General features: G+C 41.7%; 22 protein-coding genes. 11 read left to right on the top strand and 11 right to left on the bottom strand.

The genetic code is table 11. The annotated features are described in order from the left end of the window. Window positions 1-213: 213 nt before the first annotated feature. The 3 genes from G3255_RS16655 to G3255_RS16645 form a co-directional block, all read right to left on the bottom strand. Complete coding sequence (locus G3255_RS16655) at window positions 214-1,008, bottom strand: SMI1/KNR4 family protein (protein WP_211655494.1); 795 nt, start codon at window positions 1,006-1,008, stop codon at window positions 214-216. Between the two features lie 1,107 nt (window positions 1,009-2,115). Next, window positions 2,116-2,460, bottom strand: coding sequence for a DUF4181 domain-containing protein (locus G3255_RS16650; protein WP_349291470.1), 345 nt, complete (start codon window positions 2,458-2,460; stop codon window positions 2,116-2,118). Window positions 2,461-3,158: 698 nt separating this feature from the next. Next, the gene (locus tag G3255_RS16645; RefSeq protein WP_211655493.1) at window positions 3,159-3,746 is read right to left on the bottom strand and encodes a hypothetical protein; all 588 of its coding nucleotides are present in this window, start codon (window positions 3,744-3,746) and stop codon (window positions 3,159-3,161) included. A 438-nt stretch (window positions 3,747-4,184) separates the two neighbouring features. On the opposite strand from G3255_RS16645, the gene G3255_RS16640 reads away from it, so the two are divergent. The 3 genes from G3255_RS16640 (at window position 4,185) to G3255_RS16630 (ending at window position 6,865) form a co-directional block, all read left to right on the top strand. Further along, window positions 4,185-4,646, top strand: a complete 462-nt coding sequence (locus tag G3255_RS16640; protein WP_211655492.1) for a GNAT family N-acetyltransferase — start codon at window positions 4,185-4,187, stop codon at window positions 4,644-4,646. Between the two features lie 964 nt (window positions 4,647-5,610). Beyond that, window positions 5,611-6,414 (top strand): GNAT family N-acetyltransferase, encoded by an 804-nt coding sequence (locus G3255_RS16635; RefSeq protein WP_211655491.1) that lies wholly within the window; start codon window positions 5,611-5,613, stop codon window positions 6,412-6,414. A gap of 166 nt (window positions 6,415-6,580) precedes the next feature. Then, window positions 6,581-6,865, top strand: coding sequence for a hypothetical protein (locus G3255_RS16630; protein ID WP_349291455.1), 285 nt, complete (start codon window positions 6,581-6,583; stop codon window positions 6,863-6,865). A 469-nt stretch (window positions 6,866-7,334) separates the two neighbouring features. On the opposite strand, the gene G3255_RS16625 is transcribed toward G3255_RS16630, so the two are convergent. Beyond that, complete coding sequence (locus tag G3255_RS16625; protein ID WP_211655490.1) at window positions 7,335-7,556, bottom strand: hypothetical protein; 222 nt, start codon at window positions 7,554-7,556, stop codon at window positions 7,335-7,337. Window positions 7,557-7,695: 139 nt separating this feature from the next. Here G3255_RS16625 and G3255_RS16620 point away from each other — a divergent pair, with 139 nt between their 5' ends. From G3255_RS16620 to G3255_RS16610, 3 genes are all read left to right on the top strand, one after another. Beyond that, window positions 7,696-8,262 carry a YusW family protein gene (locus G3255_RS16620; protein ID WP_249222152.1) on the top strand — a complete coding sequence of 189 codons (567 nt, stop codon included), beginning with the start codon at window positions 7,696-7,698 and terminating at the stop codon, window positions 8,260-8,262. A gap of 163 nt (window positions 8,263-8,425) precedes the next feature. Next, window positions 8,426-8,878, top strand: coding sequence for a hypothetical protein (locus tag G3255_RS16615; protein ID WP_211655489.1), 453 nt, complete (start codon window positions 8,426-8,428; stop codon window positions 8,876-8,878). 346 nt (window positions 8,879-9,224) lie between these two features. After that, complete coding sequence (locus tag G3255_RS16610; RefSeq protein ID WP_211655488.1) at window positions 9,225-9,662, top strand: hypothetical protein; 438 nt, start codon at window positions 9,225-9,227, stop codon at window positions 9,660-9,662. A 149-nt stretch (window positions 9,663-9,811) separates the two neighbouring features. On the opposite strand, the gene G3255_RS16605 is transcribed toward G3255_RS16610, so the two are convergent. Then, window positions 9,812-10,492, bottom strand: coding sequence for a Crp/Fnr family transcriptional regulator (locus tag G3255_RS16605; protein ID WP_211655487.1), 681 nt, complete (start codon window positions 10,490-10,492; stop codon window positions 9,812-9,814). Between G3255_RS16605 and G3255_RS20255 the strand changes: the two genes are divergently transcribed. From G3255_RS20255 to egtB, 3 genes are all read left to right on the top strand, one after another. Further along, on the top strand, window positions 10,404-10,748 hold the full coding sequence (locus G3255_RS20255) for a glutaredoxin domain-containing protein (protein ID WP_349291454.1): 345 nt from the start codon (window positions 10,404-10,406) through the stop codon (window positions 10,746-10,748). The two genes, G3255_RS16605 and G3255_RS20255, sit on opposite strands and share 89 nt — an antisense overlap. A gap of 269 nt (window positions 10,749-11,017) precedes the next feature. Then, window positions 11,018-11,920: a glycine betaine ABC transporter substrate-binding protein gene (locus G3255_RS16595; protein WP_211655485.1), complete on the top strand. Its 903-nt coding sequence runs from the start codon at window positions 11,018-11,020 to the stop codon at window positions 11,918-11,920. A 64-nt stretch (window positions 11,921-11,984) separates the two neighbouring features. Beyond that, window positions 11,985-13,259, top strand: a complete 1,275-nt coding sequence (gene egtB / locus G3255_RS16590; RefSeq protein ID WP_211655484.1) for an ergothioneine biosynthesis protein EgtB — start codon at window positions 11,985-11,987, stop codon at window positions 13,257-13,259. An 80-nt stretch (window positions 13,260-13,339) separates the two neighbouring features. Here egtB and G3255_RS16585 read toward each other — a convergent pair whose 3' ends face one another. Beyond that, a complete protein-coding gene (locus G3255_RS16585; RefSeq protein ID WP_211655483.1) occupies window positions 13,340-14,383 on the bottom strand; it encodes a metal ABC transporter solute-binding protein, Zn/Mn family in 1,044 nt (347 codons plus the stop codon). A 411-nt stretch (window positions 14,384-14,794) separates the two neighbouring features. Between G3255_RS16585 and G3255_RS20125 the strand changes: the two genes are divergently transcribed. Next, a complete protein-coding gene (locus tag G3255_RS20125) occupies window positions 14,795-15,712 on the top strand; it encodes a DUF6612 family protein (RefSeq protein WP_249222151.1) in 918 nt (305 codons plus the stop codon). A gap of 84 nt (window positions 15,713-15,796) precedes the next feature. Then, window positions 15,797-16,447, top strand: coding sequence for a class D sortase, LPxTATN-specific (srtD, locus tag G3255_RS16575; RefSeq protein ID WP_211655482.1), 651 nt, complete (start codon window positions 15,797-15,799; stop codon window positions 16,445-16,447). Window positions 16,448-16,588: 141 nt separating this feature from the next. Here the strand turns inward: srtD and G3255_RS16570 are convergent, their stop codons facing one another. The 5 genes from G3255_RS16570 to G3255_RS16550 form a co-directional block, all read right to left on the bottom strand. Next, a complete protein-coding gene (locus G3255_RS16570; RefSeq protein ID WP_211655481.1) occupies window positions 16,589-18,661 on the bottom strand; it encodes a GAF domain-containing sensor histidine kinase in 2,073 nt (690 codons plus the stop codon). 500 nt (window positions 18,662-19,161) lie between these two features. Next, entirely contained in the window at window positions 19,162-20,631 is a 1,470-nt protein-coding gene (nhaC, locus tag G3255_RS16565; RefSeq protein ID WP_211655480.1) for a Na+/H+ antiporter NhaC, read from the bottom strand. Window positions 20,632-20,876: 245 nt separating this feature from the next. After that, window positions 20,877-21,644 carry an ABC transporter permease gene (locus G3255_RS16560; RefSeq protein ID WP_211655479.1) on the bottom strand — a complete coding sequence of 256 codons (768 nt, stop codon included), beginning with the start codon at window positions 21,642-21,644 and terminating at the stop codon, window positions 20,877-20,879. Then, window positions 21,641-22,531 carry an ABC transporter ATP-binding protein gene (locus G3255_RS16555; protein WP_211655478.1) on the bottom strand — a complete coding sequence of 297 codons (891 nt, stop codon included), beginning with the start codon at window positions 22,529-22,531 and terminating at the stop codon, window positions 21,641-21,643. Before G3255_RS16555 ends, G3255_RS16560 begins: the two co-directional genes overlap by 4 nt. Then, a complete protein-coding gene (locus tag G3255_RS16550; RefSeq protein WP_211655477.1) occupies window positions 22,506-22,757 on the bottom strand; it encodes a PLDc N-terminal domain-containing protein in 252 nt (83 codons plus the stop codon). Before G3255_RS16550 ends, G3255_RS16555 begins: the two co-directional genes overlap by 26 nt. Window positions 22,758-22,873: the final 116 nt, after the last annotated feature.

Raw genomic sequence — 22,873 nt, 5'->3', positions numbered from 1 at the left:
GAAGTGGTAAAGCTAAACTAGAGATTGTCCGTCTTCGGTGTTGAAGAATACTTAAAAAAGACTTCCTCTGTTTAGAAGAAGTCTCTTTTAAGTGTAATATTCATTCAATCTCCTGGTATTTGGCAAATTTACCGAACATTCTCCTACAAGCACTGAGAATCCTTGAAAGAAGAAGCATACATTGGAAATAAGATACCTTTTCCTTAAAAGTGTTTATACTTTTATTCTTTTTCTCATTTCTCGGGCTCCTGAGCTTATGCTTTGGTGCTTGTCTATGCTTAATTTCTCGATTATTTCTTTAAGTAGAAAATGCAACTTTTTATCCGACTCAATAATGTAAATTTCAAGATTGTTATTTAAGATATTAGTAATAGTTTCCCTAATTAGTACCTCTGAATGAGTAGTGCATTTCAAGAGTTGTTCGAAATACCATTTGTGGTTTTCTGGATATTGAAGATTTAATAAGGTCTCTTCGATTAATAGAATATCATTCCCCGAAAAGATAGTTTCAGCTGCTTCTTCAGAAGTGCCCCAATCTTCGTCGTCTTCGTTATTTTCGAAAAACACTTCTTCTTTCGAAAGGTTATCTAAGAAATCATCAAATGTATGGGCTACTTCAATAATTTCTTCAGTTTCTGGTTCCAAATAAATCACCGAAGGGTTTACTGAATCCTTTCTGTAATCAAGAGCAAAAAAGCTATTCCCATCTCCGCTGAAAATAAGAATATTTTTCGGAAGATCCCATTCATCAATGAGATAATCTGAATCTAAAATACCACTTTGACCACAACCATAAATGTGATTAATCTCAATGTACGCATTGGTTTCAAGATGACTTTTCTTCTTCACTGAATTGTACTGTATAGCACCGCCATTTTGTTCTAAAAGAATCTCTTTATAAGAAGCTGGCAATTCCATATCTAGTTGTCTTTCTATTTTTTCAATCTCTACTTCTGAAGTTATTGGTAACTTATAATCATCCTCGACTTCCTTAGCCCATATGTGCATCAAGTAACCTCCTTAGATTCTATTGAATAGTCTTGTTTAATATTGTTACTAACCATAATAAAACAAAATGATTGAAAATATCCGTTTCACCAAAAATAGGAAGTTAAAAAAATTTTTAATATCCATACGTTTACATAATGTCGGATTACCGGAAGTTATGTGTATTTCAAAGGAGAGAAGGTGTGCAAAGCACATCTTCTCTCCTTTTTGTGAATCTGTACTCTTACGAACGATTTTATTCAAGAAAGTAAAGGTAATTATTTCATATACATATTATGGGAGATGGTGTTAGTCTAAAGGGAGTTGTTGTTTGAAAAGTGGAATGTAACTAACCGTACTTAAGTTACATTCAACTACGAAAGATTAAAAGAAAGTCTTTATGGCAATGACTTTGAAATTCAAGAAACTAAAATTATGTAAGGCAGGGTTAAATGACTTACTTTTTCTTAATACTTATGGTTTTTTTTTATAATTGTCGCAAATATTATTGGGTTTATAGCCTACAAAAAAAAAGAAAAATCTATATTCTGTAGCTTTTACAATACTATTATTAGCGATTTTATTTGGGACAGTCGGCGGTGTACTAGCGCTATTTCTTATTCGTGATGCTTTTGCAATATTTTATGGCATACAAGTAGGTTACTATCTCTTAATAAACAGTTTCATCGTTTTTTTAATTGCGATTTTAGCAACTTTAATACAAAATTATATAGTAGAAAAATATAATTTAAGAGAGCATAGAACTAAGCCGGGCTTATCTGGAAGAGGAAAATAACAAGGTAATTTGAGAAAGTGAATGTAAGATAATATGACTTCAGTTACATTCAAATACTAGACCTTGCTTAGAGAGGGTGAACTAATTGAAGTACTTTATACTAGTAGTAATAATAATGGCTTTTTTGTGGGTACTAGCATCAGCAATCGGCATTAATTCGATCGTTTTTTTCCCGAATGCAATTGCCTGGACCACTAAATTTATTCTGCCGTGGATTGCTTTATACTGGCTCATTAGACTCGTTAAAATCCAAGAAAGAAATAGAGGAATTTCTTAAGGAGATGGAACTAGATCTAAATGAAGTTTCATTCGGTTACTCTTGAACAATCAGGTTAGAAAATACCGAAAAAGTCAGTCGAGAAGAGTGTAACAATAATTATAAGTATAAAAACCAACTGGCCAAGTGTATAAATATAGGCGTTGGGATTCTTAGCATATTTCCGTTCCATGATCACCCTCGCGATCTCCATCGTGAACATAAGCCCAAATAATAAAAACCACGTTTCGAAGAGCAAATAGCGTTCTTGAGGAAGCCTTGCCATATTAATGAAATACCCTAATACCATCAATGCAATAAAAAAGATTCTGATGCTCCAGTCGACTTTCTTATGTTGATCATTTACATGGTTATAAGAGAATACTTTTGGTTTCTGGATACCTAACCATCTTCGCAAGATGGCATTAAATATACCGGAAAGATTCTCAATAATATTGGTGTCCTTTATATGATTAATTTCTAGCTTCTTGAACTAGCGCACTTCTCTAGTTTAAGAGTGATTATCCATATCTTTTTTGTGATTCTTTTTATCAGCTAGAAAATTCCAAGTATGGTATGTACCCCAAAGTAAAAGGACTACTGTAGGAGGGAAATAAGATTTGTAGTACTCATCAGGAATGAAAAATAGTGATATAAAAACTATTGAAAAAGGGGGCAATAGTATCCAATAGCGCTTATTCTTAAAGTGTTTAATAATATATCCCTCCTTTGTAATCCTAAGTAAGTTGCATTCAAAAACCTTAAATAAAAGACCGAAAATATGAAAGTGAAATCTTGTGGATTCTTCTCTTATTAGTTATATCTAACGTTTTTTGATTTGGTTATGACTCTTATAACTGTTCCTAATGCTAATATCCCGAAAATCATAGCAGGAAATTGAGGGAATTCCTTTCCAAAGTAAAAAGTGTTTATAGCAATAATCAGTAGCGATAGACCGGAGATAACGATTATTCCTATATCTAGTAAATACAGTATTTTATCTTTCATCTTTACCTAACTCCTTAATATGGATGCACTTGCACACCAGCGTAGAAGATCAAATATTTTGGAGAAATATAATCTTTCTCACATGGATTGTTCATTTAGATAGAGTGTAACTTAATTTAAATCTCTAATGACATTGAACATTTCGTAATAAAGCCCTCTTACAACTTCTTCATATTCTTCCTCAGCAAGATCTTTAGCTAAAATGTTAAATTGCCAACTTGAAGCACCTTCTTCGGCTGCCGGGTAATAACCTAAAGAAAAGATTTCCTCATCATGGACTCTCTTGGAATAATCTGTGTAACTTATCTCATCATTCACGAAGGGAAAGTAATAGGCCTCTGTTTTGATGAAGAAAAAGAGGACATCTGAATTTGCAAATACTTCAGTGTAGGGACCATCAGCGGCCCTTTCTAAATACTCTTCCATTACGAAAAAACTATCGTATTGTTCGACTGTTTCGATGCTCAACTCTTCGATTTCCACAGTACTGAAGGTGATTTTCTCTGAGTCTATTTCTGGCGGTGTGCCTAATACCCCTATTTCAAGATTTCGTCCTAGATACTCTTCTTGAGCGTCTTTTTTATTAGACTCCACATCTTCTTGTTGTGTCTCTTCTGTTTGGGAGCTGCAGGCTGCTATGACAACTAAAAACAGTATAATCATTGAAATCATAGAAGTTCTATATAGGTTCTTTAGCAAGATCTTGACTCCCTTCTTAATGATTGATTTCCATATTTTTACCTTATCATACTTTTAAAACCAGTTATACTGAGGTGGAAATTCGTGTTTTGAATGTAACTTATGTTTAAGCTTGCATGGTATGAGTAAATGCATTGCGACAGTTTTCTGTAGTTTACATATTGCTATTGGCAGAAGGAACTTCATTTGAAGGTCCTTCTCTTTTGCCGTTTGTGAAATTATATTTTTACGAACGATTTTTCAAATGAAATTTCAAGATATTATGACCTTATCTCGAATAGCAATTCATGCAGTAGAACATAAGTAGAGCTTATGGTTAAGCATTAAATTAATTAATTTTACTAATGATATGCCAGGTTATATGCTTGAATAAGAAGAAATGGAAAGATAGTAATGTCGGCTTCAGTAAGTTTAATAGAACGGCAGGGAGGAATTCATGTGGAGACTAAAATTGATTTTAGAATGGCAACAATTCATGATTTGGATAGCATAGTAAAAATGTTAGCTGATGATCCCTTGGGCAGCCAAAGAGAAGTGTACGAACAACCGCTTCCGAATAGTTATCTTGAAGCTTTTAACGCTATTACTTCAGATCCCAATAATGAATTAGTAGTAGCTTGCATCGGCAATGAAGTTATTGGAATCCAGCAGATTACATTCACGCCCTACCTGACTTACCAAGGTGGATGGAGAGCTACAATCGAAGGCGTTAGAACATCTCCTTCGGTACGCGGTAAAGGAATAGGAACAAAACTTATTCAATGGGCGATTGATCGCTCGAAAGAACGAGGCTGTCATTTGGTTCAATTGACGACAGATAAAAAACGGGGAGATGCCTTGCGGTTTTATGAACGTCTGGGCTTTGTAGCCTCTCATGAAGGAATGAAATTGAAAATATAATGTTTTTTCATAGATGAATTAAAAAAATACAGACGCTTATGTATCACAGCTTATTAGAAGGTGCCCTATAGAAACTAGATGGTGTAAGGTCGCATTGAGGCCGTTCTCAGGCTGCTTGCCCGCACTGATAAGTTGAAACTAAACCTGCTTTGGGTACTGTTTTTTTCTCAATCCCCTTGGCTAAAGGGGGACTCTTCTCTTTCCCGTCTCCTAATTGTGTACGCTCTTTAAATAATATAAGTCATATCTTTATTGGAGTTTCAGGAAGATATTAAATAGCATAGTCGCAAAAACAAAAAAGTGTGCAGCATCGAATTTATTCGATGCTGCACACTTTTTTTGGGTATAAGCAAGTTTCAACCTAATCAATAGCGAAATTGATTCTTGAAGATTGACTCCAGCTATCTTGAATTCAGGTTCAGAGAATCGGGACATATAGCATGAGTTTATTCATTACTAAAGTCATGTCATTTTATCTTATTTTTTTATTTTTTGGTTTTATCAGGATTAAAAATAAGTAATTAGGGTATTTTTAGATCAAAATACACAATAAAACTTATGCGGATAAATATTTTAGTTGATTGAAAATATAGTTTATAAATATTCGTATTAATTATCTGTGTCATTATTTATTATTCATAGTAATTTATGAATTCGTTTCTTTAATTTCATAATATGAACTGGTTAAATGCTTTAGACAATAGCGCTATTAGCAAAGCCGCAAAGAACCCCAACGGAATCTCTGCGGCTTTTTTTATGTGATTCAGTCCCACAACTCAAGTTAACTGCTTTTTCGAAGAGAAACGAGGATTTTTGTGTTCTATCCCAGTGGCCGATGAGCTCGCTTGCTGAAAGACAGCGTAAATACGGGCAATTTAATAGCGATAGAAAGCGATTAATAAAGAGGGGATTTCCCCCGAAATGCACTGAAATAAACGGTAACTGAAAGGAAGTAAATAAATTAATGAATATGACACTGGAAAAGAAATATATCCCCTTAGCGGCTTATTTTTCAGAATCGAAAAATCAGACGATCACTTTGGAGTTTACTGAAATTGAAAAGATAATAGGGCGCAGTCTCCCGAATACCGCTTATTTGAATTATAGCTGGTGGAAAAAAACGAAGGCGCCGGCAAAGCATTTCCAAGCTTGGGCGGATGCAGGCTATTTTGTGCAGCATGTTGAACCGAACCGGTATGTTGTTTTTGAAAGAAGGGATTCTTTACAGGAAAGGCAAGCAATTGAAAGCGACGAAGATATTTTACTCATACGCCCAGCTTTGCATGGGGACGCGCGGTTTCTAGCAGAATTACAGCAAAAGCTAAAACAAGAATCGAATTTTTCAATGGTTGGGCAAGAGGAACAGAAAACGTCAACCAAACAATGGAGAAAGCAACTCATTGAGTGGAACCAAAGCGGTCATTCGGTCATTTTGTTGGCCATTTTGAACGGGCAACAGGTCGGATATATGATGATCGAAGGAAATGATTCAAAGCGAGCGACTCACCGTGCTAAAGTCCAGCTGGCTATCCAAGCAGTTGCACAAGGCAAAGAAATCGAATCCGCTCTACTTCAAAAGGCAGAGGAATGGGCCGGCGAAAAAGGTATCAAACGTTTTGAAGTGATTGTGTTAGAAGCGGATGTCCAGACTCGCGAGTTTTTCGAGAAGAATAAGTATGTATCGGAAGGGGTTCGGAAAGAATCCATCCTCATTCAAAATAATTTCCACAACGAAATTTATATGGCCAAAATGCTGGGGCGTGAATAGAAGTAAAACAACTAACAGATTCTTTTAAGGGAGATAAGGAGCTGCATGGACTGCGGTGAATTGGCACTTTATTGGACGGTAAGGGAAGAGGAGGTAGATTAAAACGGCACAGAATCAATCTGTAAGTTTAGCATCCATTACATATTTTTTTACGCGCTCAAAGGACGTGCACGAAGAAAACGGTACACTGTTCATCACTTTATTTACTCGTTTAACCATCGAGTTTACGGCAGATAACGGGCATAAAAATACCGAAAAAGTAGAATCGGTGTGGGTAGATATAGAGGAAGTGAAGATGGAGCATGCAACGAAAAAAATGAAGGAGTTGCCCAATTGTATTTACCGGTATGAAGTGTCGAAAGACGTCTTTCTGGAATTGTATAGAGCATCTCAAGTTTGCCCGAAAGAACTTTACTACGTAACGCCGATTGCCACTGTTTCAAGAGCCTGAAAAATAAGAGTAGTTAGGACGGGAATTTATTAAGCTCCATGGGTTGCCAGCCAAAATTAATATAATTTTTAACATTAGAAAAGAGGCTCAAATAAGAGCTTCTTTTTTGTTTGTATAGAAAAGCGTACTTTGTGAAATGAAACAAATTCTAACCCAAGCAAGCAACATTAGACCAACCGATACTAGATTTGAGAAAATAATAAAACGAATGGACATTTATTAATCAAGTAGCCAGCAGATCCAGGCCCACCGTTTCAGCATCTTTTTGTTGAAACCGAAAAAGCGATAAGTAAAAGAATGATTATTTGAGTTAAATGTATTCAAGATTTGCGGAAGTTCAGAGTGAGACGACATAGATTGATAGAAGGCAAAAATAGAGCCCCTCAAAGTTAGTTACACAATTGAACTCTCACTTTAAAGGGGCGCTAACCATTCTTCGTCTAAGGTTCTTACACGTAAACAACACGAATTATTCTTCATTTTCTTCCACTTCGTCTTCTACTGCATCTTCCACGCCTTCTTCTTCAATTTCTTCTTCTAATTCTCCAACGGGTTCAACTACATCCTCTTCTATATCATGTTCAAGTTCTTCTTCTTTTAGTTCTTCTTCCAAACCACAAGCTCCAAGAAAAGCAACAGATAAAGTTAAGCTCAATCCTAATTTTAGTGGCCACTTCAATTTTTTCATCATAAACTCTCTCCTTCTATAAAATGATGTTTTATACTTTCTATATGGTTACCCGACTAAGTGGAAGAAAAACGCATTAAGTTGTTTATTTGATTGAAATGATAAATTAGTGATAAATATAATTTTTTAATGATGTTTTTATATGATTAATAACGTAAAAATAGGGAATTTAAATAAAAACGACAAAATTGAAAGGCGGGAAGATATGATGATCATAAAAAAACCCATTGCCATCGGATTTGTATTTTCCTCTGCCCTTTTGCTAGGCGCCTGTGGAATCGAGGAAGAAGTTACGCAGCCAGTTACAAGAGAAGCCGTCGATTATCAAGGGCCAGTGGATGCCAACCCTGGTGGAGGCCTCGAAGATGAGAATATCGGCGGGAAAGTTTTCGGATTTACGGAATTTGAACTGGAAGTTGACTATAGCGATCAAGATAATGCTTTACAAGTCGTCTATTTAGAAGATCGTGACCGGGTGGAAGCAGGATATGAAAATAAAGTGGCCAATGAATCCTTGTCCGGTAATGATGCTTTTGACAAAATGAAGCCTTTGCTGATGGAACTTCAATTAGACGTCGATATGGCAAATGAGGAAGTCATCAGCCAAGTTATAGAAGTGTTTTCCGTAAATCAGGATTACGAATCACTTGAGCTTGAAGTAACCTATCCAAATGGTAACGAAAAAGAGTATGAGGCCTCTGGAAATTGATTGTTTTTCAATAGAAAATAATTAAGTGCATTTTTTATCGCCGATGATTGACGAAAAAGAAGTTGAAAATCATCAAAAAGATTACCGAAAAATCAAAATTTTATCATTTTAATCAAATGGGTATTATTTATAGTAAGTCAAATTTTTAGAGAGGTGGAGACTTATGATTCAAAATAAATGGATCAAGACAGGCGCTCTAGGGGTGCTATCGATAAGTATTTTGACCGCCTGTGGTGAAGACGAAACTTTAGAAAATGCTGAACCGGAAGAAGTTCTTGAAGCAGAAGAACAAGCGGATGAATTAGAAGAAGAAACAGATGTTGACGAAGAGCAAGCAGATGAATTAGAAGAAGAGACTGATGTTGATGAAGAGCAGGCAGATGAAATTGAGGAAGAAACAGACGAAGCTGCTGAAGAAGTAATTGAAGAGATGGACTTAGGCAATATTGAACTAGCAGAGCTGGAAATGAATTATCTCACGCCACTTGATTGGACGTTCGCAGAATTTGATTCTTATGTGCAAGATGAACACGGAATGAGCGTCGCTGATTTTGACGATTTTGCAGACCTTGAAACTACAGTTGGCCCAGCGGAAGATATAGAGCAAGCTGAATAGCTTGTTAAATGCCCGTGATAGTGTTTAAAAGCAGAAAAGGGTTGATTCTCTTATAAAACCCTGAGATAAAACGGGCGAAAAAAGTTTTGAACTAAACCCCGAATGGGAGACGCTTTTAAAAAAGTGATTCCCATTTGGGGTTTTACTGTTTCCAACTATCGGCAGATTAAACTTAGTGGCTTTGGGTAGGAGAAGACTTTAGGTGTGTAATCAATCTTAAAAAAAATACAGAATACCTGACCTCTTTTTTTAATTCACTATTCAACAAAAAATATCGAAATTGTTAGATAACTTACTTTTTTCTTTACGAGCCAGTTCTATACTAAAGAAAAAAGGAGTGAGAACAATGGTAGTCTCGAGACAAACATCCACTGTTTCGAATTACTCAAAGCTGGTGAAAGCTTCATTGATTGGGAGTACAGTCGCAGGCGTAGCGTTCGGGATTTATATGCAAGTGATGGGGATGATGCCGGTATTGGCTTCGATGCTTGGCAGTGAAAGCGTTGTGCTTGGTTGGACGATGCATATGATGATCAGCTGGATTTTCGGGCTTGGCTATGGAGCGATGACCTTGTTGTCTTCACGTTATTATGTGCTGGGCGTTCTTCACGGCGTGATTATTTGGTTCATCGGACCATTGCTGGTAATGCCTGTTATGATGGGAATGGGGCCAATGATTGGAGAAATGTTCGCGAGTGCGCAGCTAATGAGTTTGCTTACTCACTTGGCCTTTTCACTGATTTTGGCCGCCGTGTTCAGCCGTCTTATGCATAAGCATGCCTAGAAGAATGGAAAAAAACCTTTTGCACACTATCGGCCAGTCGATGGCCTTGGTAGAATGCGAAAGGTTTTTTTATAAGAGATTATCAATTCCCGAAAAGTAAGTCTCCTTACTTTTTCACAGGATCTTTTTTGAGAAGATGAAAACAACCATTATTCTATAAGGATGCTCTTGATTTCATCGGCTTTGATAGAGTAGCCAAACAATGTTTTCTTCAGTAATCCCTCTTTTTTTAATTTGCTCATGAGAAGAGAAATTGTTTCTCGTGAGGAGCCGACCATTGTCGCGATATCCTCGTGGGTGATTTTCATGTTGATGGATTGCCATTCTTTGTCTCGTGTTCCACTTTTTTCGCTCATTTTCAGCAACAGGAAAAGCGTTCGGTAGCGGACATCCCCGAGTGCGATCTTTTCACTCAAGTCATAAGTTTCTTTCAGGCGATTCGACAAAATTTGGATGAGTTTGAATGAGACATCGGGGGTAGATCGAACGAAAGATTCGAATTTTCCTTTATCCATGGTGCATAGATAGCAATCAGTCATAGCTTCTGCGTAAGTTTGTTTGTCTGTCAGCATGAATGATTCTGTTTCGCCAAAGACATTGCCGTCCACAAGGATATCAGTCGTGAACTGCTTCCCTTGGGACGTCATCCGGTATAAGCGGACCTGTCCCTTCTTTAGGAAAAACAAAACATCTAAGGGCTGTTCGGGGATGAGTATTTGTGTTCCTTTTTTCACGGGCGTCATGATGCTGTTTTTGTCGATTAACTTCATGTCTTCCATGGGCAGCTCGTCGAAAAGATTGATGTGCGAAAGGAGTGTCAGTTTATCCATGATTCATATCCCTTCTTTTCCGTTCTACGGAAGGTCAAATAAGTTTAATTTGTTTGTCGTCCCAGGATGTACCAAATGCGAAGAAGCGAAAAGTAAGTTGAATGAAATGGGCATCCCGTACCAAATCTATAATGTTTTCGAACATCGCAATTTACTACAGAATGTACCTAGTGAGAAAAAAAGACAAGGTTTTCCACTTTTGAAAAATCGGAACGTTTACTACACTTATGCAGAGATGATGAACGGTGAATTTTAAAAAACCATTACAACGAAGTCGATGTACAATAATGGACTCGTTTAGCTGCATGGCGCAATCCATTTCCGTCAATTGCCAATAAGTCTTGCAAATGGGATAAAAAGTAGAGGGTGAAGAAAATCGAGCAGTCGATTTTCTTCTTTTTTGTCCGTGAGAGCTAGTAGAAAATGTTATCTATCTCACATTTATCCTAGAAAATTCTGATAATATAGAGGGGAGTCATGTTTTATTCCATAAATGAGGCTATAAGAAAATTAGGAGGGATCGCCATGAACAAAAAATTGATCGGTATTTCAATATTGGCATCGGCAGCTTTGTATGGCTGCAGTTCAGGTGCAGAAGAAACAGACCCAATTATTATTGGAGGCAAACCATGGACGGAACAGTATATCTTGCCTTATATTCTGGGAGAGTACATAGAGGCACATTCAGAATATACCGTTGAATATCAGGACGGCTTAGGGGAAGTAGCCATATTGACGCCTGCCTTGGAACAGGGAGATATCGATATGTACGTCGAGTACACGGGCACAGGGTTAAAAGATGTCCTCAAACGTGAATCGGAAGCCGGCCAATCTTCTGAAGAGGTTCTTCAGCAAGTGCGCGAAGGCTACGAAGAAGAATTGGGCGCAACATGGCTGGAGCCGCTTGGGTTTGAAAACGGCTATACCTTAGCCTATTCAAAAGACAGCGGTTTTGACGCAGAAACGTATTCCAAACTGGCAGAGATCTCCCGTTCGCAAGATGTCACGTTCGGCGGGCCTCATTCGATTTATGAGAGAGAAGGCGACGGATACGAAGACTTGAAGGAAACATACGGATTTGAATTCTCTGCGACAGAGAGCTTTGATCCAGCCATTATGTATGAAGCTGTACGAAACGGGGATATTGACGTTATCCCGGCATTTACCACAGACAGCAGAATCGGGCTGTTCGATTTGGCGACGACTGAAGACGATATGAACTTCTTTCCCAAATATGACGCTGCACCGGTCGTGAGATTGGAAACGCTGGAAGAATATCCGGAGTTGGAAGAAGTGCTGAACGGGCTCGCCGGGGAGATCAGCGAAGAAGAAATGCTGGCCATGAATGCCCGTGTGGATTCTGACGATGCCCAACCGAGAGATGTAGCTGTAGAGTTCCTGGTTGAACAAGGATTGATCGAAGAATGAGGAGACAGAAAGCGTAACCAAGAAGGGCTTGAAAAACAACTAAAAAGTGCGAGGGAGTTTTTTAATGGAAACGTTGGATAAAGCGACTTTACTGGACCGCTACACCGAAATTAGGAAAGTCACCATGGAACTCATCGAGCCACTGGAACCAGAAGACTTCATTATTCAATCCAATGCGGATGTCAGTCCGCCCAAATGGCATATTGCCCATACAACTTGGTTTTTTGAGCGCATGATTTTAAAGGAATTCAAACCCGCGTATGAAGAGTTTAATGCCGAGTTCGATTTTTTGTTCAATTCGTATTACAACACCATCGGGCCATACCAGCCTCGCCATGAACGCGGTGTGCTCTCAAGGCCCACTGTTGGGGAAATCATCGCCTATCGCCATTATGTAGACGGGCAAATTCATGAATTGCTTTCCGAAACCGAGTCTTCAGATGTTCAGAAAAAGCTGGCTCAATTGATTCATATGGGGCTGCAACATGAACAGCAGCACCAAGAGTTAATACTGATGGACGTGAAGTACAACTTTTTTGTGAATCCGTTGTTTCCGACCTATTTAAAATCAGCGGAACCGCAGGCGAGTGAACGAAAACCAGCGGCATTTGTGGAGTTTGAAGGCGGATTGGTCGAGATTGGCCACCAAGGGGAAGGATTTGCGTTTGATAACGAAAGCCCCCGCCATAAGGTTTGGCTTGAACCGTTCCAATTGGCAACAGAGCCTGTAACCAATGGAGAATATCTGGAGTTTATCGAAGCAGGCGGCTATGAACAGCCGGAACACTGGCTCTCGGATGGCTGGGGAGTTGTGAAGAAGAACAATTGGAAAGCGCCGTTGTATTGGTTGAAAAACGAGCAAGGTGCGTGGAGCATCTTCACGCTTGGCGGAGTAAAGAACTTGAATCCCCATGAACCCGTCAGCCATGTGAGTTTTTATGAAGCAGACGCTTTTAGCAGATGGAAAGGCAAAAGACTGCCGACTGAGGCTGAATGGGAGCATGCATCTCAAGGAATCGCCATTGAAGGCAATACGATGGAACAGGAACTTTACCATCCGTCAGCTGCCCGCGGCGAAATGAACGAAGCAACACTAGCGAAAATGTTTGGGGACGTATGGGAATGGACATCGAGTGCCTATGCTTCTTATCCCGGAAGCAAGCCGCTAGAAGGGGCGCTTGGAGAGTACAATGCGAAATTTATGAGCAATCAAATGATTTTAAGAGGCGGATCTTGTGCCACTCCCGCTAGCCATATTCGTTCGACTTACCGCAATTTCTTTCCGCCGGATAAACGTTGGCAGTTTGGCGGCTTCAGGCTGGCCGATGATCAGATATGAATTGGCCCGTGAGTCCAAGCGTGGATATGTAAAAGAATAAGAAATGTAAAGCACCGCAATGGTAAATTGCGGTGCTTTTATTATTTCAACATTATTCTCAAAGTTTCTAGATTCTTTTCCATTAAGGTGAAATAGGTTTCATTGTTATCTTCGTTTTCGGGAGTGAGGACACTTAAATTATGCAACTCGACAGCCTCTGCCCCTACTTCACTCTGAATCACTTCGGTCAGTTTGGAGGATACATTCTGTTCGAAAGCAATGTATTCGATATTTTTTTCTTTAGCCAGATCAACAACGTTGGTCAGCTCTTGTTGGGTAGGTTCATCCTCGCTATTTAGTCCAGCAACCGGTACCTGTTCAAAACCATAGGTATTTGCAATATAGCCAAAAGCAGCATGGGAAACGAAGAAAGTTTTCTCTTCTGTAGTATTGGCTAATGTTTTGTATGATTCATCTAGCTGTTGCAACTCAGAAATAAGTTCAGCGTAATTTTGTTCATAGATTTCAGCGCCCTCTGAATCCGCTTCTATAAGAGAATCTTTGATTGATTCGGCAAGCTTCTGGCTCAATACCGGTGAAATCCACAAATGTGGATCCGTAGAACCGTGGTCGTGTCCATCATGGTTATCTTCTGAGCCGTTCTCATGATTATGGCTTTCTTCATCAGTATGTCCATCTTCCGCATGAGGATCCTTACTTGCTTCTGCAGTGTCGGCCTCCTGCTCATGTAATTGGCCATTTTCCAATTCTTCATCAGAAATAGCATTTGAAACAGCGATTAATTTCACGTCTTCGTTACTTAAGGTGTTTTCTGCACTATCAATAAACCCTTCCAGTCCAAGGCCGATGTAAAAAAGAAGGTCAGCTTCAGCCAATTCCACCATGTCCTGTTGTGTCGGTTCAAAAGTATGTAAATTTGAACCAGCCGGGTAAATTGATTGGACTTTGACTCGCTCCGCGCCGATTCTTTCGGCAAAGTAAGCAAGCGGATAGGCAGTAGCAAATATATCGAGTTCAGCTGATTCGGATGAATCGGCAGCCGAAGTATCTTCAGTAGAGCTATCGGGCTGACTACAAGCAGCCAATAGCAGCATCAGCATCAAAATAAATACAGTATTCTTCATTAACAACCCTACAAAGTGTAATCATTACGTTTTATCAACAAATGTAATACTACACATGATGGATTCAAAAAACAAGTCCAAAAAAGTTGTGGCTATAAATTGGAAGGCAACGGATACCGATTGTTTTAGTAATCGTTTAGCCACTAAGTATTATATTCAGGATTATTGGAAAATATCTTAAACCAAGATGAAACGCAACAGGCATTCACTATACCATTCAACGCATTTTTGATTAACGAATTAAAGAGAATCGAAACTCAGCAAAACTGAATTTCACAAATAGGTGACTATCATAATGTTTTAACCAAAAGATATAGGGAAGTAGGAACTATAAGAGGCTTAATTGGTAAGTACATACATATATGAGAGTTCATCCCGGCTTCTTAATACTATGGAATAGGACGTGTTTACATGTTGAAAAAAGTGATACCTGCCTCCTTTGTGACGGTGCTTGCAGTAGGGAGTGCCACACCGGCTTTAGCTGAGGAAATGAGTGCAGTCGACGTACTGCAAAAGTCCAACGAAGCGATGTCATCGCTCGATAGTTACTCCAGCGAGACCACTATGGAAATCACGATGCCTGACATTACCACTGGAGAAACGACGACGATTCCGATTCATACGAAAGAAGATGTGACGTTCAATCCGTTTGCAATGCATCAGACCGTCACGACTTCCGGCCCTGATGGACAAGAAGAGACCTTGGAGTCCTACTGGACAGAAGAGGGCTTTTACCAGGAAGACCCGATGCAAGGTTGGGTGAAATTGCCGAGCGAACTTTCTGAAGGCTTGGATGAATTGATGGCGATGTCGACTGCCGGCGATCAAGTGGCCCAGGCTGAAGCGCTAGGGGAAGACATGTCGGTAGAAGACACAGGAGACGCTTACCAGTTGACCTATGAAGGCGACGGAGAAGAAATGATGGAAGCAGTTATGGCTGCTTTTGAATCCATGATGGGTGAAGAAGATTCAGCGATGTCCATGGAAGGTATGATGGAAGAGATCAATTTCAATGACCTCAGCTATGAAATGACCATTGAAAAAGATACGTTCTATTTGACGGAAATGTCTATGCATGTAGATATGGATATTTCAGCTGCCGGTGAGAGCTTGAACATAGTTCAAAGCACGGACATGACGATCAGTAACTTCAACGGCGTAGAGCCGATTACAGTTCCACAAGATGTTCTGGATAATGCGGTTCCAATGGAAGGCGGCGAATTGCCGGACACTGCCAGCAACAACCCGTTATATGCGTTCACAGGAATGGGCTTGGCAGCTCTAGGTGCTGGACTGCTGTTGTTCAGAAGACGCACAACGACTCAATAAAAAAACAAAAAACCGTATCTCTGTATACGGTTTTTTGTCCTGTAATAATTCATTTCAATAAAGAGGGAGGTGCAAGCCGGCTCCATGAACAAAGTATATACAATCATGATTGCCGCAGGTCTATTGATGTCAGGGTATTTTGGCTTCCAGTGGTGGCAGAGTTCGCAGGCCGCTGAAACGGTGTCGCTGCAAGAAATCGAAGGATGGAATCATATAGCGTCAAGCAGCATGGAGCCGTCTAATGAGCCGGCCCCTGAAAGTTCTCTTACTACAGTTCAAGAACCACCGCCTATAATGAGCAACGACGTGAATGACTATGAGCAAGGCGAAGAAGTCGGCCGGTTAGTGATTCCTGCTATTGAAACGGGCTATTCCACTTATTGGGGAGCGGATGAAGCAACGCTCGACCAAGGAGTTGGCATGTATGTGAGCGAATGGACCACAACGCCCGATCAACAGCGGCATACGGTTTTGAGCGGCCACCGCGATACCGTTTTCACGGGACTCGATGAGATGGAAAAAGGCGATTCTGTATTTTTAGAGTACGAAGGGCAGCGTTATGAGTACGCAGTCGAGAAAATCTGGATAACGGATGCCGAGGATCGAACGGTGATTGTGGATAAAGATGAAGCGACCTTAACATTGACCACTTGTTATCCATTTGATTATATTGGCTATGCCCCCGAACGTTACATCATTCAAGGCACACTTGTGGAGATTCAAGACATGCAATAAGTCAGGCACGAAAGAAGAGAGAGTGAATTTTTAATAATAAGCTGCTCTCCCGATAAAACTCTGTAAATAGAACAAAAACCACCAAGCTTTGATTAGCTTGATGGTTTTTTGCAGTTTACCGAGAAACTGAACGCTTATTTATCATTGCTCTTCGTCTGGTTTTGGCTCAACTGGAAACTTCGTGAAGAAGATGGTGCCTTCGGGTCCTGTTTCGATGGTAATTGTGGCATTATGGCGAGCCGCCACGGCGTAACAGATACCCAGGCCGAGGCCCGTGCCTTCATCTTTTGTCGTATAGAAAGGCGTGCCGATTTTATCGATGATGGCGGGATCGATGCCGCTGCCCTGATCCTGTACGGCCAGCACCACGCAATTTTCGTTTTCCGGATAGGTCCCGATGGTCAGTGTCTGCCCTTCTTCCATTGCTTCCAGCCCATTGCGGTATAGATTGATGATCAATTGCCGGATTTCATTATGGTTCAGTAGTAGTTCCGGCACTTCCTGGGTATAAATATGGATTTGTTTGTTCTGGTTGGCTGTATCGATTTTGATCAACGGTGAGATATCCTCGATGATGGCGTTTAAGCTCATCATTTTCATATCCGAAGTCCGCGTATTGCCAACGGACAGAAATTCAGTGATGATGGCATTTGCGCGGTCCAATTCAGCGATCATCAGGTTGAAATGCGCAGCATGCGGCTCCAATTGCTCGTTCATCAACATCAATTGCAGGAAACCGCGCACTGTCGTCATTGGATTGCGGATCTCGTGGCTGATCCCTGCCGCCATCTGGCCGATCAAATCCAAATTGGCGAGCCTTTTCAGCTCTTTCTCGTATTTTTTCTTTTCTTTGATGTTTTTCAACATGCAGCAGATGCCGTCATCGAATGGATAGGCGGTAACTTCAAACCAAAAATCTTCCACATCCGATTGTGTCTCAAAGCGAACCGTCACCCGGTCGTTCATGGCTCGATGGAACTCGGTGTAAGTGAGGGTGTTGACAGTTTCAGGAAACACATCCCAAACCTTCTTGCCGAGCACTTCATCCACTTTTTTCCCTTTCGGCAAAAAATGATGCTGGTTGATATAGGTGTATTCCCAGTTTTTATTTAGCACGAAAAATCCGTCCGTGATACTTTCAATGACACTCGTGACCCGCTTGTTCGCAGCATACAGTTCACTTGTCCGCTCTTCGACCATTCCTTCCAATTGATCCATGTACAATAAATTCGAAAAAACCGGCGCGGTGGCCTCAATAATCGCTTGGGCGAAAGGAATCTGAAGATCAATGGCATTTTCTGACGCTTCGCAGCTGCATACGGCTGAGACAACGCCGTCAACTTTTCCCATAGCAATCATTGGAAGCAGCAGCAATTCGTGATGAGCGCCCATGTCCGTCCGGATAGGCTCTTTTTGTGAGACAGCATGTGTCACAAATTCCGGGTAATTTGTGGGTAACCCCATGGTGGCGAGAGATTCTTGCCAGTCCTGTTCGGCCCTTCCATCAGCTGCGTGAAATTGGACCGGCGCGCCGCCTTTACCACTCGGCGGCTTTATGATGTGTGCCGCAAAATTCCCATCACCAAACGCCCGTTTCAAATAGGCAAAGCAAACATTCAGGCTTTCTTGGATCGTCGAACAGAAAGACAGTTCACGGCTAAGGTCGAGCAGCAATTGCTTTTCCGTCAACAACTTCTCTTTTTGGTTGAGGGTCTTCGCGTTTTGTATCGCCACTGCCGCCATATTTACGTACGCTTCGACGCTTTCAATTTCTGATTGCGTCAAATTCATCGGCGTGCCGTAATCGAACAGGAACACCATCCCCATAAAATCCGTTTCGTAGGAAATCGGCAGCGCCAATAGGGAGCTGATTTGAAAAGCTCCCACTGGCTTCAAGTCCGGCCGGTTATCTGTGGAGGTATCCGCTATGTAAATGGTTTTCCGTGTCGCTATTAATTCCGCTGCCAGGTTGTCTGTTTTCGGATCGATAATTTGCGATTGCAATGTCACGCCGCTCATCATTTCCGGCTTTCCCGCAAACCCGCGGTATGTGCCATCGCCTTCTGGCAAAAAGATTCCGACAGAGTCGCATCGGACAATTTCCTCGGAAATTGCCGTCGTGACCTGCTGCAGCACTTCATGCAAATCCAGCTTCGTATTGACAATGCGTGTGATGTTCGCAAGCCTCGAATACCGCGATTGATCATTCACCATATCATATCTCCATTCTCGTCAACTGATCGTTGGTGTCCATCTGCAAATACCTTTAAAATTTCTTTTCGAATCACTTTGTTTATCTGTCTACAATATTACTATATCCATACAGTTACAATCCTTTTATTTGTTAATAAATGTTTATCTGAAAAAATTTTCTTTTGAATCGCGACTGGATTCCCGGCGATCTAAAAAAACCTCAAGCTTTGATTAGCTTGAGGTTTTTCAGGTTGTCGAGAAAGTGAAGAAGTCGTATTTTCCGAAGCTTATCGCTCGCTTTCCGTGGGCTCGCGCCCAAGCCTCCTCAGTCGCTTTGCGCCTTGCGGGGTCTCGGTCGTCTCGCTTTACCACTGGAGTCGAGCGAACGCTTCTCCAAATACTTAGCTAGAGCATTGATTTTGAATATAGAAAAGGGAAGCTCAGTTTTAATTAATAGCGGATTATAGACTTCTTCAACAATCAAAAAACATCAAGCTTTGATTAGCTTGATGTTTCCTGAGTTAGGTCAGGACAGAATCTGAAGCATCGCTGTCGCCGGGTTTTGACGATTGCCGTGCTTCTTTTTCCTCCAGTGCTTTTAATTCCTGCTCGGTCAAGAATTCAACTTTTAGCCCAAAGAATGCCATGAAGATGGAGATAATCGGCACGGTATAGTTCAGAATCGCGTAAGGCGCATAGGCGAAAGTGCTGACGCCGAGAGTCGCCACGATAAACACGCCGCATGTATTCCAAGGAATCAAAGGCGAAGTGACGGTGCCGCCGTCTTCCAAGGCCCGTGATAAGTTTTTCGAATGCAGTTTTTTGTCCCGATACGCTTTGGCGTACATTCTACCTGGGAGAAGAATCGATATGTATTGTTCAGAAGCGGTCGCATTCGTGAAAAAGGCCGAAACGATTGTCGCGGCAATGAGGCTGCCCGCTGATTTCGCGACCTTGAGAATTTGGTTGACGATGGCTTGGAGCATCCCCACTTGTTCCATAATGCCGCCGAAGATCATCGCGACAATCGTCAAGGACACCGTGTACATCATCGACTCGATGCCGCCGCGGTTGAACAAATTATCGACCATTTCATTGCCGCTCGAAATCACGAAGCCGTCGTGAAGCGTATTGACGGCATCGGCCACGCTGCCGCCTTGGATAAATACATAGCACAGCCAGCCCAATAACACGCCGATCGTCAAAGCCGGGAGTGCAGGAACTTTTTTCGCTACCAAGACGATGACCGCGAGCGGTACGAGCAGAAGCCAAGGAGAGATGACGAAATTGCTTTCCAATGCGGAAAGGATGCTGTTGATATTGCCGATATCCACCGCAGTGCCGGCAAACTGCCTGCCAAGGATAAAGTAAACGACTAATGCAATGATGAGGCCAGGAATCGTCGTATACACCATATGCTTGATATGCGTGAACAAAGGGGTTTCGGTAATTCCAGCTGCCAAATTGGTCGTGTCAGACAGCGGGGACATTTTGTCGCCGAAATAAGCGCCGGAAATGACCGCGCCTGCTACCATGGCAGCAGGGATCCCCATGCTCACGCCGATGCCCATTCCTGCGACGCCGATCGTTCCCATCGTCGACCACGAACTGCCGATGGCCAAAGTGACAATCGCGCAAATGATGCAGATGGTCACGAGGAATAGGGAAGGGGTGATGATTTTCAATCCGTAATAGATCATTGTTGCCACAATCCCTCCGCCAATCCAAGCTCCGATGATCAAACCGACGAGAAGGATGATGACAATCGCCGGAAGCGCCATGCGGATGCCTTTATAAGCGCCTTCTTCGATGATTTCCCATTTATACCCGTAGCGCCAGCCGATCAGGGCAGCAATAGCCGCACCGATCAATAACGGGATGTGCGGGCTACCGCCAAATTTGATGATGGTAATTGCCATGATGCTGATCATGACGATGAATGGAATTAACGCCATAACAAAAGGAATTTCTATTTTCTGTTGATTTTTCATGATCCATCTCCTCAATGCAAGATAATGAGAGCCTTTTCAACTATTTTGCCATGAGCTTGGAAGAGGTGCAAATGATTTTTTCAAAAATTTAAATATCTAAAATTTTTGCGCAAAATATTTTTGCGCTATTTTGAAAGTGGTTTTTTTGATGAGTATCCCGGAGGATGGTGATTTTAGGTGATCGAAAAAGAAGCCCAGTCCGTTATGGATGGACTGAGTTTCTGTAGTGCGCAAAGGGAACCCGCTTACTGTTTGTTCAGATTGATTTTGGCCAGCCAAATGTTAAACACAATGAACACTCCACACGACAGGATGCTGAAATGATTGACCTCACCACCCGGCAGCAATTGGTTTTCTGCGACGTTCAAGACGCCGCCTGGGGACAGCTGAAACACAAGATGGTTGAAGCTTTTGATCAGGATCAAGAAAATGGAGACGGCGATCGTCGTGACTGCGATGAGAATGAGCCCCTTGATGAATGTGCTGATTAGAATCGCTAGGCTGATGACGTAGAGAATCCACAAACTATACATCAAAAGAAATAACAAGAAATCGGAAAAAGAGAACGAACCGAATAAAAAAACCGTGTAGCCGTAGGAAACGGCGGCTCCGATGGCAATGGCGAACATGCTGATGAGCCAGTGGCCTGCAAGCTTTGACAATAAATAAGACGGAATGGCAACCGGACGGGTCAAGATAAAGTCCTGCATGCCGCTATTGCGGTCGGACGCAATGAGCCCCATGAAGCTGATGATCAAAATGATAAGTCCAATTTGGTTGAACTGGCCGGAAATAGTCGATAGAAGAACTTCTCCGGAACTCGGCATCGGCCGGTTCGGGTCAATGGTGATGCCGTCTGCGCCACCCACGTTTTCGAGGATCACGTCCATATAGTTATTGACCAAAGGCTGGGTGACGCCCAAAATGACGAAAAACAATGTCAGCCAAATAAATTTGTATTCTTTTGCGGCTTCCGCCAGCTCGGTTTGGGTTAGCGTATAAAAGTTGGTCATGTGTCCGACACCATCTCCAGGAAAATTTCCTCGATTCCTTTTTCATAAAACTCGATGGACGTGACATCCAGCTCTTGTACATCCAAGTCATGAACGACTTTTTTCAAATCAAGTTGTTCAGTCCCTGTCAAAAGGAAAGCGGTAGGTGACAGGCTTTCAATATGCGCCACGCCATCACCGGCCCAAATGCCGCTTACTGGGGGAATCTTCGCTGTCTTCACCAAAACTTGTGTGCGGTCTGCATGCTGAAGTTGGCTGTCGATGGTTCCGGCAATCGCGCCATCTTTGATCACGATGTAGCGGTCGCAAAACTCACTGGCATCATCCAGGATATGTGTGGAAATGATGATGGTCGTCCGTTTCTTCAAGCGTGCGATCAATTTTTTCACTTCGTTCCGGCCGATCGGATCGAGAGCTGAGACCGGTTCATCCAAAATCAACAATTGCGGCTCGTGCAAAATGGCTTGTGCGATTCCGAGCCGCTGCTTCATGCCGCCGGATAATTGCTCCACTTTATAGCTTTCTTTATCCTTCAGCCCAACTTCCGCCAGCACCGCGGGGATAGCCTTCTGTAAAACTGCCGCATCCAGGCCTGATAGTTTTCCGAAGAAACGAAGCGATTCCCCGCAGCTCATCCACGGCTTGAAGTCTGTATGCTGGGACAAATAGCCGATATCTTGCTTGTGCTGGGCAATAGGCTTGGAATGGAAGGCGATGTTCCCTTGTTCGTAGTGCAAAACGCCAGTCATGCATTTAATAAGCGTCGTTTTGCCGGCACCGTTTGGCCCCAATAAACCAATGCATTCACCCTGTGCAACCGTAAAAGAGACATCGCTCAAGATTTTTCGTTTTTTGATCGTCTTATGAAGCTTCTCGACTGTAATCATGGCGAATGACCTTCCTTCCGATGACCAGATACAAGATCGGCCCTAATGATTGGAATAATAAGATGGCGGCGAGCCAAGCATACGGTGCCGCAATCCGATCTTTCCGCTTAAACCAGTCGTACAGTGCGACGCCAATGAGCAATAAGTTGAAGAAGATAATGGGCAAGGCGAACGGCAGGATTTGTGCCCAATCGATTTCCAGTAAAGCAGTAATATCAGTATTCATAATTATCACCCTTTCCATTATCATTATCAATAATGATAATAGAAACGTCAACTACTTTATGCATGCCCGTTATTTTCAGCAGGTTACGCGCTGCCAGCCGGCCATTTAGGTGGAGT

This window comes from Planococcus sp. MSAK28401 (assembly GCF_018283455.1).
GTDB classification, from domain to species: Bacteria; Bacillota; Bacilli; order Bacillales_A; family Planococcaceae; genus Planococcus; species Planococcus alpniumensis.
The sequence above is the reverse complement of the archived record's forward strand: the minus strand, read 5'-3'. Positions and strand labels throughout refer to the sequence as shown.